Genomic DNA, 13943 nt, shown 5'->3' with positions numbered 1-13943 from the left:
CTGGTCAGGGATGCCGGATTCCATCTCCCCAAAACAGGGTGTCTTTCGTCTTGAACGGGCGACTCACGGCAGTTCGTTATGCCGCGAAGTGCCCGTTTCGCCACCGGTGCCGCATTCGCGTGGATCTTAGGGCGCCTTCAAGAAGTACGTTTCCGGATCACTGCATGAACGATACGAAGGACGGAACCGTCATCACGGTTCCGTCCTTCGTATCGTTTGCCAGGGTCCCTGACCTTAGGTGCGTGGAAGCGCTCCGGGAAGCGGCGGCACGACCGGCGGCAGCTGGCGATCCGGGCTCGACTTGCGACGCTGGTCACCGAAATCGTCGAGCTTTTCGGTGAATGGCTGCACGTCTCCGGCACAGAGCTTCCCGACTGCTGGCACTTGCTTGGTCAACAGGTAGCGGTCCATGGCATCGGTGACGCACTTCGAGGTGCCGTACGCGGTGTGGCCCCAGCTGTTACTGCTCAGAAGCCTGCTGTTGGGCATCAACGTCGCGACCTTCTGGGCCCCGGAGTAGTTCGTCGCCGGATCCCAGTAGTTTCCCACCACCAACATCGGGTTCTTGGTCTGGCGCGTGAACGGCCCCTTGTAGGAATCCTCGTCCTTGGCCTTCCACGTGGTGCTTGCACACGGGGCCGAGGCCCAGGTCCACAGCTGACCGAAGCCCGGCGCACTAATGCTTGCCGTCGCCGCGTAACGTGACCAGTTATCCGCCTTGGCAGGATTCCTTGAATCCGTGCACAGCACCGACTGGAAAGCCTCGGGCGAGTTGTCATAGGGGAACGCGAACCCTGTTGCAGCGGCCTTGCGGGATGTTTCCTTGGCAGCAGCCTTTTCCTCCGCTTCGACGGCACGCATTGACTTGGCCAGAGCCTTGCGCGCAACAGTCATCTTGGCCTTGCTGGGTGCCTTCGTCTTGGTTGCGGCCTTCGGGAATGTCGTGCCCTTCTGTGCAGCCCTGTCCTGCAGCATCTGCAACACAAAGGTTAGGTCCCCGTCCACCATTGTTGATCCCTGCGGGTCATACATGTAACTGAGCAAGCTGGCAGTCTGGGCTGCTGCGGTTAGCGCGTAGTCATATTCGGGATAGTCAGGATCCGAGAACACCAGAGGCGAACGCTTCAGCTCTGCCATGATCGTGCGATAGAGCTTTTCCGGGTCGCCCTGGCCAGCCAACTGGCAGTAATCCTTGCCGGCCTTTTTGCAACGGCTCAAGATCCCCCGTATGGCTTTCTCCGCTCCCTCCCCTGATTTGATGCGTTGAGTCTGCGGAGTGCCCGTGGTGGAGGAGGTTCCTGCCCAGGCCACCGGGTCGAGTACTCCGTCAAGGGCCACAGCACGGACCCGGTCAGGGAACATGTTGGCATAGACGGTGCCCAGGTAGCTGCCGTAGGAAAAGCCCAGATAGGTTAGCTGTTTGTCCCCCACCATGCGGCGCAACACATCCATGTCGCGAGCTACTTCGGCGGTGGACATCGAGGCAGAGAGGGGCTTACCGGTGGTGGAGCAGGCCTTGCCGAAGGCCTTGGAAGATTTGACGAAGGCGCGTGTTTCTTTGGCTGTGTCCGGATAGGGGACGTTCATTCCGTCCAAGGCAGTTCCTTGGACGCCGAGATTCTTCCAGCAGCGCACGTTGTCGCTGAAGTTGGTGCCGCGTGGATCAACCCCGACGACGTCGAAGCGATCGAGCACCTTGGGGCTCAAGAAGTCAGGGGCCGCTGCGGCGATCTGTATCCCGGAACCACCCGGGCCCCCGGGGTTGACGAAGAGGGTTCCAATGCGCTTCTTCTGGTTTTTCGCCTTGATCCGCAACATCGCGACTTCAGTTTTGGCCCCGCGTGGGTTGTCGTAATCCAAGGGTAGTTTCACCGTGGCGCATTGGGCACCGGGGGCCAGCGGTGAGCAGTTGAACCACTTCGGTGTGGGGGTCTTGAACCCGTCGACTCGTTTGCGTTCGGCCTTGCTCGTTGTGTTATGCGTACTCTTCTTGGCCGTCTGCACCGCAGGTGCACTCAAGATGGTGATTTCCTTGGTCAGCGGCGGTGCTGCGTTAGCCGGGGAGATGAAGGCCGTTCCTGCCAAGAGTCCCACCGCCGTGGCCATGCCCAGGGCGCGACCCAATCGTTTATGTGCCATGTCAGTTCCTTCAAAGGTAGGTGCTTGGCATGGCGAAGTGGACGATTTGGTCACTTGGCCATGATTGAAGTATTGAGTATTTGGTGGATAAATCAGGCACTGGGCATGTCTCAATCTGGACACGATATTTGGCGGTGTTCCATGAGCACTTTGGCACTGCTCACTGGGTGCCGTTTTAGTGACTATCCTTGGCATTTCCAGGAAGTAAGTCCGCCGCTCGAGTCGATCGTTCGCGGGTACGGGACGTCAAGAAACATTTCTATCTGAAGCAAAGGGGCACACCCCACCAACTGAGGTATTACTGGTCTCTTCAGAGCAAATCAGTTGATTGTGTAGTTGCCGAGTCGACGCCAAACGCCGATGCCTCATGCAATGATTCCGTGGCAGTCGCCGGACCCATGGCCCCAGCACCAACCTCCACGTTTTTGTCTGCGTCCTTTTCCCGCCAGACCACTTCGAGTGCGTGTTCGGTGACCTCTTCGTGAACACGTGCATTGGCCCCCGGCCCACCGAACCATTCGGTGCTAGCCGCTGGCCGTCTGGCACTGGTCGCCGGGACGACGAAGGAGCCGCACTCCCCCAGGGGGTGCGGCTCCTACGTGGCTTTTTCCATACAGCTCAGAGAGCGGGCCGAGCTACTGCAGCATGGTCCGGTCATCGAGCTGCGCGCCCTTGATCTTCTCGAACTCGTGCAGCAGGTCAGGAACCGTCATTTTTGCCTTCTGCTCCGAATCCAGATCAAGGATGATCTGACCATCGTGCATCATGATCAGCCGGGTGCCCAGGCGCAGGGCCTGTTCCATGTTGTGCGTGACCATCAGTGTGGTCAGCTTGTGGCGTTGCACGATCTCTTCGGTCAGTCTGGCCACCAGTGCGGCACGCTGCGGATCCAAGGCCGCGGTGTGCTCATCGAGCAGCAGGATCTTGGGTCCCGAGAAGGTGGCCATCAGCAGGCTCAGGGCCTGGCGCTGACCACCGGAGAGCAGTCCGACCTTGGCCTTGAGCCGGTTTTCAAGCCCAAGTTCCAAGGAGCGCAGCTCGGAGACGAACATTTCGCGCTTACGCTTGGTGACCCCGGAACCCAGCCCGCGGAACGTGCCCCGGCCCAGCGCCAGGGACATGTTCTCCTCGATGGTCATGTTCGGTGCGGTACCGGCCATCGGGTCCTGGAAGACCCTGCCGATGAACCTGGCCCGCGCGTGATCCGCGAGCCGGGTGACGCCCTTGCCAGCGATCTCCACGTTGCCGGTGTCGGGGCGCAACTTGCCGCCGACCATATTCAGCACCGTGGATTTCCCGGCGCCGTTGGAACCGATGACCGTGACGAATTCGCCCTCGATCAACTCCAAGTTGATGTCGCGCAGCGCCTTGCGCTCGTTGACCGTGCCGGGGAAGAACGTTTTGCTCAGGTTGGAGATCTTAAGCATTGGTTCCCACCTCTTCCTTCACTTCGGTGGCCGGGGCATCCTTGCCGCGAATGCGGATGCGGTTGGCGAACTTCGAGAAGCCCTTCCATTGCGGAAGGATCAGTGCCAGCACCACCAGCACCGCGGAGATCAGCTTCATGTCGGTAACTTCCAGCCCGGCGTTGAGCGCAACCTGGATGACCAGGCGGTAAACGACCGAACCGAAGACGACGGCCAGGGCTGCGATCCAGATGAACTTCTGCCCGAAGATGGCCTGTCCGACGATGACCGAGGCCAGACCGATGAGGATCACGCCGATGCCCATGCCGACGTCGGCGAAGCCCTGGAACTGGGCAATCAGGGCGCCGGCGAAGGCGACCATGCCGTTGGACAGTGCCAGGCCCAGGATCTTCTGGTTGTCGGTGCTCACACCGAAGGAACGGATCATTTCCTCGTTGTCGCCGGTGGCACGCATGGCCAGCCCGACGTTGGTGCGCAGGAACCAGACGATCAGTGCCACCATCACCAGGCAGCCGGCGAACATCAGGATGACCGATGCCCAGGTGCCCAAGAGCTGATTGGCGCGCAGTGGGGAGACCAGGGTGCTCTCCCCCAGCAGCGACACGTTGGCCTTGCCCATGATGCGCAGGTTGATCGAATACAGGGCGATCATGGTCAGGATGCCAGCCAACAGCCCGTCGATTTTTCCCTTGGTGTGTAGCAGGCCGGTAATGACCCCGGCCAGGGAACCGACGAGGAAGGCCAGCAAGGTCGCCAAGATGGGGTTGACCCCGTTGACGATGGTGATCGATGCCGTGGCGGCACCGGTGGTGAAGCTTCCATCAACGGTCAGGTCGGGGAAGTCGAGGATACGGAAGGTCAGGTAGACCCCAAGGGCCATGATCGCGTAGATCAGGCCTAGTTCAACCGCGGTGATCATGGGTGGATCCTAGCGTTCTGGGTTTTGGACTAAATATGGTGGCCGGTCGGCAAGACCGACCGGCCACCAAAGAGGACCGTAGTGACGGTCGCTTCTACTTCTTGTAGTTCTCTGCTGCTTCGGAGACCATGTCGGCCGGGAACTCCAGACCAATCTTCTCAGCGGCAGCGCTGTTGAGGTACAGGTCGACCTCGGTCAGCGTCTCTACCGGCATCGATGCCGGCTCGGCCTCGCCCTTGAGGATCTTCACTGCCATCTGTGCGGTCTGCTCACCGAGCTTCTCGTAGTTGATGCCGTAGGTGGCGGTAGCGCCACGCTTGACCGACTCGCCGTCAGCGGAGATCACCGGGATCTTCTTCTGCTGGGCGGTCTGCAAGAGGCCTTCAAGCGCGGAAACCACGGCGTTGTCGGTCGGGACGTAGAGCGCGTCAACGTTCAGGCTGTTTGCTGCCTGCTGCACCTCTGAGGACGCGGAGATCGCCTTCTCTTCAATGGTCAGACCCAGCTCCTCGGCTGCATCCTTGGCCCACTGGACCTGGATGGCGGAGTTGGCTTCACCGGAGGAGTAGACGATGCCCACGCTCTTGGCATCGGGCTTGATCTGGGTGAGCAGCTCCAGCTGTTCCTTCACCGGGTTCTTGTCCGAGGTTCCGGTGACGTTTGCGCCGGGTGCCTCTTCGCTGGCCACGAGCTTGGCATCGACCGGGTCGGTCACTGCGGAGAACAACACCGGGATATCGGTGATGGACTGGGCTGCTGCCTGCGCGGCCGGGGTGGCGATCGCCAGGACCAGATCCAAATCGTCGTCGGAAGCGAACTTACCCACGATGGAGGTGTTGGTTGCCGCTTCACCCTGCGGGTTCTGCTCGTCGTAGGAGATCTTATCCCCGGTGTAGCCGGCATCGGCCATGCCCTTCTTGAACCCGGTGGCGACCGCGTCCAACGATGGGTGGGTGAGGTACTGGTTGATGCCGATCTTCACCGGACCATCATCCGCGGCGGCGCCGCTGGCCTCGGGTGTGCTGGATCCGCCACAGGCGGTCAGTACGAGCGCGGCAGTTGCTACGCCTGCTGCAAGCTGAACAGATTTGAGGAGTTTCATGGTGTTCCTTTCACGACGTGCGAGTGTCATGCCCGGTGCGCGATCAAGTGCCGCGCGGAGGCCATTTCAGGATTTGCCCAGCCCCGGCCATTCGGCGGGAAGTTCTCGTCTTGAATTCATTCGATACTACATGTGAACCTACTCACAATTCTTCCATCTGCAAGGAATTGCAAGACGATATGTCAGCTTTTGTGAGCGTTCCAGTGCATTTTTCATCCACGCGACCCTTGATCCACACAATCGGTATCTAAGTGTTGGCAGAATCAGACGGTAGCGTGGACACATCCGTGTTTTGACAGCGCGGCGCGCTCCCCAAGCCCCGTCCGGGCATATATCGGGCCCCACCATGGCAAAGCCCGCGCGGCTCCGATGCCGGGCGAAGCAAGCGGTTACTACTGGCATAGACTTGGACATCATGGCCCTGACGATTTCCTATCCCGAAGCCCTGCCCGTTTCCGCCCGCCGCGACGACATCAAGAAAGCCATCAAGGACAACCAGGTGGTCATCGTCGCCGGCGAAACAGGATCCGGCAAAACCACCCAGCTACCCAAGATGCTCCTCGAGCTGGGCCTAGGCAACAAGGGCATGATCGGACACACCCAACCGCGCCGTCTGGCCGCCCGCACCGTGGCCGAACGCATCGCCGAGGAACTGGGCACCACCATTGGCGCCGAGGTCGGCTTCCATGTCCGCTTCACCGGCGAGGTCTCACGCTCCACCCAAGTCAAGGTGATGACCGATGGGATCCTGCTCGCCGAGATCCAGCGCGACAAGCTGCTCAAGAGATACAACGCGATCATCATCGATGAGGCCCACGAGCGCAGCCTGAACATCGACTTCCTGCTGGGCTACCTGCGCCGCATCCTGCCCCAGCGCCCGGACTTGAAGATCGTCATCACTTCGGCCACCATCGACCCGGAACGATTCTCCCAGCACTTCGCTGCCCCCGGGGCCGATGGCCAAGAGCCGGTGCCTGCCCCCATCATCGAGGTCTCCGGGCGCACCTTCCCGGTCGAAACCCGCTACCGCCCGCTGAACCCGGCCGATGGTATGGACGAAGACGAGCTGGACCCCGACGCGCAGGTCGAGGACCGCGACCCGCTCGATGCCGTCGCCGAGGCAGTGGATGAACTGGCCAAGGAGGCTCCCGGGGACATCCTGATCTTCTTCCCCGGCGAGCGCGAAATCCGTGACGCCGCCGAGGTATTGCGTGCCCGGGTCCAGACCAACAAGCGGCTGGCCGGAACCGAGGTGCTCCCGCTCTTTGCCAGGTTGTCACTGGCCGAGCAACACCAGGTGTTCAAGCCGGGGCGCAACCGGCGCATCGTGCTGGCCACCAACGTCGCCGAGACCTCGCTGACGGTGCCGGGCATCAAGTACGTCATCGACACCGGCACCGCCCGCATCTCACGTTATTCGCACCGCACCAAGGTCCAGCGCTTGCCCATCGAACGGGTCTCCCAGGCCAGCGCCAACCAGCGCTCGGGCCGTTGCGGGCGCGTGTCCGATGGCATCGCGATCCGCCTGTACTCGCAGGAGGACTTCGAAACTCGGCCAGAATTCACCGACCCGGAGATCCTGCGCACCAACCTCGCCGCGGTGATCTTGCAGATGAGCTCGATGGGTGTGGTTCGCTCGGCGCGCGATGTCGCCGACTTCCCGTTCGTCCAACCCCCCGAGACCAAGTCGATCAACGATGGTGTGGCGCTGCTGCGCGAACTCGGCGCCCTGGAAACGGGCACCGGTGCGGGCATCACCACAATCGGCAAGTCATTGGCACAGCTGCCGGTGGATGTGCGGCTGGGCCGGATGATTGTGGAGGCGGGGAACCGCGGATGCGCCAGGGAAGTGATGGTGCTGGCCGCAGCACTGTCCATCCAGGACCCGCGCGAACGCCCCAGCGAGGAAACCGGCAAGCGCGAACGTGCCGCAGAGATGCATAAGCGCTTCACCGATGCGAAGTCCGACTTCTCCTCGCTGTTGAACCTCTGGCGTTACCTCCAGGAAAAGCAGAAGGAACTCTCTTCTTCAGCGTTCCGCCGACTGTGCAAAAGCGAGTACATCAACTACCTGCGGGTGCGCGAATGGCAGGATCTGTTCACCCAGCTGCGCCAGTTGGCCAAGCCCCTGGGCATCACCATCTCCCCGGAAGCTGTGGACGCCGCGGCCAACGAGGAGGCCATCCACGTCTCGCTGCTGGCCGGGCTGCTGGGACACGTGGGGTACTGGGACGAGCGCAAACGCGAATACGTCGGCGCGCGCGGCACCAGATTTTCGGTCTTCCCCGGCTCCGCCCTGGCCCGGAAGAACACCGAGTGGGTGATGGCCGCCGAGCTGGTGGAGACCTCTAAGCTCTGGGCCCGCACCGTGGCTCGGCTGGATCCGAAGTGGCTTGAGGAAGTCGCCGGGGATCTGTTGAAGTCCAGCTATTCGGAGCCGCACTGGTCGCGGAACTCCGGGGCGGTCATGGGCTATGAGAAGGTCACGCTCTTCGGGTTGACCATCGTGGCCCGCCGCCGTATCCAGTACTCGAGGGTGGATCCGGAGCTGTGCCGCGAATTGTTCATCCGGCATGCGCTGGTGGAAGGCGATTGGAAGACCCACCACAAGTTCTTTGCCCGCAACCGCCGGGTGCTCGAAGACATCGAGGAACTCGAGACCCGGATGCGCCGTCGCGACTTGCGCGTGTCCGACGAGGACCTCTTCGAGTTCTACGATGCGCGCCTGGGCCCCGAGGTTCTTTCCGAACGGCACTTCGATAAGTGGTGGAAGGTGGCCCGGCACCGGGACGAGACGCTGCTGGACTTCAACCCCGAGGACCTGCTGCTGGCCGACACCACCGAGTTGGACACCGACGCCTACCCGCGTACCTGGCGACACGGCACCCTGGATCTTGATCTGGTCTACGAGTACAACCCGGCGGCCCGCCCCGGGGAATCGGACGGGGTCTCGGTACGTGTTCCGGTGCTCTTCTTGAACCAGTTGGATCCGGTGCGCTTCCGCTGGCTCATCCCCGGGCTGCGCGTGGAGCTGGTCACCGCGCTAATCAAGTCGCTGCCCAAAATCATTCGGAAGAACTTCGTTCCTGCCCCCGATGTTGCCCGCGCCGCTGTCGCCGCGCTGGAGGCTGATTTCAACCCGGAGACCGACGATCTGGCCGCCTCGCTGGAGCTGGTGCTGCGCCGGCTCAAGGGCGTGGTGGTACCTCCCGGTTCCTGGAACTGGGAGGCGCTGCCGGCACACCTGCGCTTCACCTTCACGGTGCTCGATGCCTCCTCCAAGGTGCTCGACGAGTCCCAGGACCTGGCGATGCTGCAGCAGACCCTGGCCGCGGCCAACCGTTCGGCGTTGGCCCGCTCACTGGGCATCAAGCCAGGTGCTGCGCTTCCCGCCGGCATCACCTCTGCCCCCTCAGACGGGGCAACGAACACTACCCAGGCCAACGGCAAGGGGAAGAGCAAGGGCCGGGGTGCCACGGCCGCTGCTGCTACTTCCGGTTCACGCTCCGGCGGCGGCCCGGCGGTGGCCACCACCGTGTGGGAACGTGCCGGGCTCACCGACTGGGACACCGGGCTGGGACTAAGCGGCACCATCAGCGAAAAGGTGGTCAGCGAGGTTGCCGGGCAGCAAGTCACCGCCTACCCGGCGCTGGTTGATGCCGGTACCTCGGTGCGGCTGAGTGTCTTCCGCAACCCCGTCGAACAGCTCGCCGCCCACCGCAGCGGGGTGATCCGGTTGCTGCTGCTTAAGGTCCCCTCCCCCGCCCGGTACGTGCTCGACCATCTGAATAACAAGGAAAAACTGGTCTTCACGCAGAACCCGCACGGCAGTGTCGAGGCGCTGATCGGCGACTGCACCATGGCCGCGGTGGACAAGCTGGTGCCAGCCACCCTGCCCTTCGCCAAGGCCGACTTCGACGCGCTCTACGAATCGGTGCGCGCCGAACTGATCGACACGGTCTTCACCGTCACCGCAATCGTGGAGAAGGTGCTCTCCGGGACCCGGAGGATCAACAAGGCCATCAAGTCCGCTTCCTCGTTGGCGCTGGTTAATGCGCTGAACGACATCAAGACGCAGCTCGGGCAGCTGGTGTATCCCGGGTTTGTGGCCAATACCGGGTACGCGCAGTTGGCCCAGCTGCCGCGCTACATCAATGCCATCGAAAAGCGGCTGGAAAAGCTTGCCGCCGGGAACGTGGCACGTGACAATGCCGCGACCCTCGATATCCAAGCGTTGGAAGACGACTACGACGCAGCCCTGGGCCAGCTACTGCCCGGGATGCGCACCCCGGCAGGGTTGACGGCGGTGAAATGGATGCTGGAGGAATACCGGGTATCGCTCTTCGCCCAAGAGCTGGGCACCGCCTATTCGGTGTCCGCCAAGCGCATCCGCACAGCCATCCGTGAAGCGGCTGCCACGGCCGGGTAGTTCACTAGCCGGGCAGAAAACACCCAAGGGCCCGGCACACTTGATCACCGATCGAGTGTGCAGGGCCCCGCAGTCATAGGCAGCAAGTGCCGTGAAGGCTTAGGCCTCGGGAACCAGGGCGCCGTGGCCATCGGCCCGCAAGGCTGCTCGCAGCTTCTCGGCGTTGGCGTCCATGGTGGTGGGGTTCGGGTCGTTATCGGCCCGTGCCAGATCGAAGTCGGCCAGCGAATTGGTCGGCCATACATGCACGTGCAGGTGCGGGACCTCAAACCCGGCAACCATCAGCCCTGCCCGTTGGGAACCGAACGCCTGCTTCTGCGCCCGGCCGATGTGCCTGGCCACCATCATCAGGTGGTTCATCAATTCTTCGGGAGCATCAACCCAGTGGTCGACTTCGGCCCGCGGCACCACCAGGGTGTGCCCGTGGGTGATCGGCCCGATGGTCAGGAAGGCGACGGTGCTCTCGTCCTTCCAGACGAAGCGGCCGGGGATCTGACCGTTAATAATTTTGGTGAACAGCGTGCTCATGCACCCTCCGATTGTTGTTGAGTCTCATTGCGCCCCACGGTGGCGGCGTCCAGTACAAACCTGTATTTCACATCGGCAGCGACCATCCGGTCCCAGGCCTCGTTGAGTCCCTCGGCACCCACCAGCTCGATGTCGCATTTCACTTGATTCTCGGCGCAGAAGTCGAGCATCTGTTGCGTTTCTGCAATCGAGCCTATCAACGAGCCGGTGTAGCTCAGTCGCTTGAACACCAGGGCACGGGTGTCGAAGGCCGGCATCGGTCCCTCGGGCAGCGACAGTTGGACCAGCGCCCCATCCCGGCGCAGGGTTTTGAGGTAGAGACCGATGTCGTGCGGGGCCGAGACCGTGTCGATGAGCAAGTCCAGCGAATCGGCTGCCTTGTGCAGTTGCTCCGCATCCAGGGTGTCAATCACGCTCGATGCCCCCAGGTGCAGTGCGGACTCGCGTTTGGCGCTCCCCCGGGTCAGTACCGACACTTCGGCGCCCATCGCCGCGGCAAGTTTCACCGCCATATGTCCCAGGCCGCCCAGGCCCAGCACTCCGACCCGGGTGCCGGGTCCGACTTGGTGGTGGCGCAGCGGTGAGTAGGCGGTGATTCCGGCGCAGAGCAGCGGTGCGGCTGCGGCTGGGTCAAGTGCGTCGGGGATCCGCAGCACGTAGCCTGCATCCACCACGATGCGGGTGGCATACCCGCCTTGGGTGTATTCCCCGGTGCGTGGGTCGCGGGCGCCGTAGGTCGCCACCGAGGCGGTGCAGAACTGTTCTTCGCCCGCCGTACAGGCCTCGCAGTCGCGGCACGAATCAACCAGGCAGCCCACGCCCACGCGCGAGCCGATGGGCATGTCCGTGACCTCGGCACCGGTGTGCGAGACGATGCCGACCATTTCGTGGCCCAGCACCAGCGGCAAGCGCTTGGCTCCCCATTCCCCGCGTCCGGCGTGTACATCGGAGTGGCACAGTCCGCAGTATTCCACTTCGATCACCACGTCGCGGGGCCCGGGTTCGCGGCGGTGGATCACCAGGGGCACGAGCTTTCCGCCGGGCTCGGCGATGCCGATGGCCGGTACCTCGGCCGGCGCTAGATTCACGGACGGACGGGTGCGGGCATGTTCATTCAGCTTGGCGGCGGCGTTCAACGGTGGGGGTTTGGGTCGACCAATCATCATAGTTCGAACCTACCTCTCTCCCGGACCCCGGAGCCAACCGTCCCGGGGTCCGATTGCGGCCAGGTGGCTCATGGTTGTTCTCCGGTTCCCGCCGGGCGTGCGGGATCCGAGCTCCACTGCGACCAGGAGCCAGGGAACAGCGCCGCATGAACTCCGATGGTTTCCAGCGCGAGGATCTGGTGGGCGGCGGTGACGCCCGAACCGCAATACGCCGCTACCTCCGGCGCCCCTGATTCCACACCGAGTTCGGCCAGTGCCGCGGTGAGGTCCTCCGGTGCCAGCAGGTGTCCGTCGGCAGTCAGGTTCGCGGTGGTGGGACGGTTGTGTGCCCCGGGGATGTGCCCGGCGCGCGGGTCGATGGGTTCTACCTCCCCGCGGTAGCGTTCGGCGGCGCGGGAGTCCAACAGGATTCCCCGGGCCGGGAAGGCCGCGGCTTCCTCGATGTCGATCACCGGCATCTGGTCCCAGCTGGCGGCGGCTGTTCCCGGCACGGGAATGTTGTTTCCGGTTTCTAGCGGGTGGCCCGCAGCCTTCCAGGCACCTAGTCCCCCGTCGAGCACCCGGACACCTCGGAATCCGGCGTGGCGCAGTAACCACCAGCCGCGGGCGGCGGCCAATGCCCCGGAGTCGTCGTAGAGCACTATTTCCGAGTCATCGTTGATTCCCCAGGCCCGCACGGTGGCAGCGAAGTCCTCAGCCGTGGGCAACGGGTGGCGTCCGGTGTCCGGGCCCGGCCGGGCTGAGAGCTCGGTTTCCATATTCACGAACACGGCTCCGGGGAGGTGTCCGGCGGCGTAGTGCTCCCGGCCGTGCGGATCTCCCAGGGCCCAGCGCACATCCAGCAGCACGGTATGTGCCCCGGAGCCCAGTAGTGCAGCAAGTTCCTCTACCTGAATTAATTCCCGGTGTTCTTCGACCATGGGCTGAAATATCCTCATCTGCTTGGTTCCGCGGCCCGCGGGCCCTTCGATGCTCCCAGCCTACGTCCGCCGGCGGATCCACTCGCATGCTCCGGCTCTGCTCGCGCGCGGCCGCGCGCGAGGCCCTTCGTGTGGGTATCCCCGGTGAGTACGGCCCCAGCTGTCCGCGCCAAGTTCTTGTAGTGTTGCTGAGGTGGATACAACGCCTTTGCTCAAGCTACCCCGTCCCTCTTCATCCCGCGCCTGGGTCGATGCGGCGGTGCGCACCATCGAGGCCGAGTCGATGCGCTCGGCCGACACCCACCTGCACAAGCTTGAGCTGCCCGCTGTGTGGGGCATCGATATGTACCTCAAGGACGAATCAACCCACCGCACCGGCAGCCTCAAACACCGCCTGGCTCGCTCGCTGTTCCTCTACGGATTGGTCAACGGGTGGATCACCGAGGGCACCACGATCGTGGAAGCCTCCAGTGGGTCCACCGCCGTCTCCGAGGCCTACTACGCCAAGCTGCTGGGCTTGCCGTTCATTGCGGTGATGGCCGCCGGCACCTCACCGGAGAAGATCGCGCTGATCGAGGCCACCGGAGGCACCTGCCATCTGGTGGACGATCCCTCGAGTGTGTACGCGGAATCCGAACGGATCGCCGCAGACACCAACGGGCACTACATGGACCAGTTCACCTACGCGGAGCGGGCCACCGACTGGCGCGGGAACAACAACATCGCCGAGTCCATCTTTGAGCAGCTGGCCATGGAGCAGCACCCCGTCCCGGCTTGGGTCGTGGTGGGAGCCGGCACCGGCGGGACCTCGGCGACCATTGGCCGCTACGCCCGCTACCACCGACACGCCACGCGTCTGGCTGTCGCAGACCCCGAGGGCTCGGCATTCATGCCGGCCTGGCAGGCAGCGGCTTCCGGGGGCGATGCGAATACCATCACCGGAACGGCCAGCCGCATCGAGGGCATCGGGCGGGCCCGCCCGGAGCCCAGCTTTGTTCCGGGCATCATCGATTTCATGGCCACCGTGCCCGATGCCGCCTCGGTGGCGGCGATGCGCCACCTGGAGGACTTCGCGCACCTGTGTGCTGGTCCCTCGACCGGCACCAACCTTTGGTTGGCGTGGCAGATCGTGGCGAATATGCTGGCCGCCGGCGACAAGGGATCGGTGGTCACGCTGCTGTGTGACAACGGTGAGCGTTACGCGACCTCGTACTACGACCCGGTGTGGCTGGCCTCGGCCGGACTCGACCCTGAACCTTACACGGGGCGCATCGAACGGTTGCTCTCCACCGGTCGCTGGGAGTAGAACGCTC

Annotated in this window: 9 protein-coding genes; 2 read left to right on the top strand and 7 right to left on the bottom strand. The window is 63.3% G+C overall.

The genetic code is table 11. The annotated features are described in order from the left end of the window. Positions 1-234: 234 nt before the first annotated feature. The 4 genes from ADIAG_RS04030 to ADIAG_RS04015 form a co-directional block, all read right to left on the bottom strand. On the bottom strand, positions 235-2139 hold the full coding sequence (locus tag ADIAG_RS04030; RefSeq protein WP_007270033.1) for an alpha/beta hydrolase: 1905 nt from the start codon (positions 2137-2139) through the stop codon (positions 235-237). 635 nt (positions 2140-2774) lie between these two features. Further along, a complete protein-coding gene (locus tag ADIAG_RS04025; protein WP_007270032.1) occupies positions 2775-3566 on the bottom strand; it encodes an ABC transporter ATP-binding protein in 792 nt (263 codons plus the stop codon). After that, complete coding sequence (locus ADIAG_RS04020; protein WP_007270031.1) at positions 3559-4485, bottom strand: ABC transporter permease; 927 nt, start codon at positions 4483-4485, stop codon at positions 3559-3561. Before ADIAG_RS04020 ends, ADIAG_RS04025 begins: the two co-directional genes overlap by 8 nt. Positions 4486-4579: 94 nt before the next feature. Continuing rightward, positions 4580-5587 (bottom strand): ABC transporter substrate-binding protein, encoded by a 1008-nt coding sequence (locus tag ADIAG_RS04015; protein ID WP_007270030.1) that lies wholly within the window; start codon positions 5585-5587, stop codon positions 4580-4582. A 415-nt stretch (positions 5588-6002) separates the two neighbouring features. Here ADIAG_RS04015 and hrpA point away from each other — a divergent pair, with 415 nt between their 5' ends. Further along, positions 6003-10016, top strand: coding sequence for an ATP-dependent RNA helicase HrpA (hrpA, locus tag ADIAG_RS04010; protein WP_007270029.1), 4014 nt, complete (start codon positions 6003-6005; stop codon positions 10014-10016). A 99-nt stretch (positions 10017-10115) separates the two neighbouring features. Here hrpA and ADIAG_RS04005 read toward each other — a convergent pair whose 3' ends face one another. The 3 genes from ADIAG_RS04005 to ADIAG_RS03995 form a co-directional block, all read right to left on the bottom strand. Continuing rightward, positions 10116-10544: an HIT family protein gene (locus tag ADIAG_RS04005; RefSeq protein WP_007270028.1), complete on the bottom strand. Its 429-nt coding sequence runs from the start codon at positions 10542-10544 to the stop codon at positions 10116-10118. Next, positions 10541-11710, bottom strand: coding sequence for an NAD(P)-dependent alcohol dehydrogenase (locus ADIAG_RS04000; RefSeq protein ID WP_007270027.1), 1170 nt, complete (start codon positions 11708-11710; stop codon positions 10541-10543). Before ADIAG_RS04000 ends, ADIAG_RS04005 begins: the two co-directional genes overlap by 4 nt. Positions 11711-11778: 68 nt before the next feature. Then, a complete protein-coding gene (locus ADIAG_RS03995) occupies positions 11779-12630 on the bottom strand; it encodes a sulfurtransferase (RefSeq protein ID WP_007270026.1) in 852 nt (283 codons plus the stop codon). Positions 12631-12913: 283 nt separating this feature from the next. Here ADIAG_RS03995 and ADIAG_RS03990 point away from each other — a divergent pair, with 283 nt between their 5' ends. Further along, on the top strand, positions 12914-13936 hold the full coding sequence (locus ADIAG_RS03990) for a PLP-dependent cysteine synthase family protein (RefSeq protein ID WP_007270025.1): 1023 nt from the start codon (positions 12914-12916) through the stop codon (positions 13934-13936). Positions 13937-13943: the final 7 nt, after the last annotated feature.

This window comes from Paeniglutamicibacter gangotriensis Lz1y (assembly GCF_000348945.1).
In the GTDB taxonomy this organism is placed as follows: domain Bacteria; phylum Actinomycetota; class Actinomycetes; order Actinomycetales; family Micrococcaceae; genus Paeniglutamicibacter; species Paeniglutamicibacter gangotriensis.
Note: the sequence above shows the minus strand (reverse complement) of the source record. Positions and strands in the feature narration are given on the sequence as shown.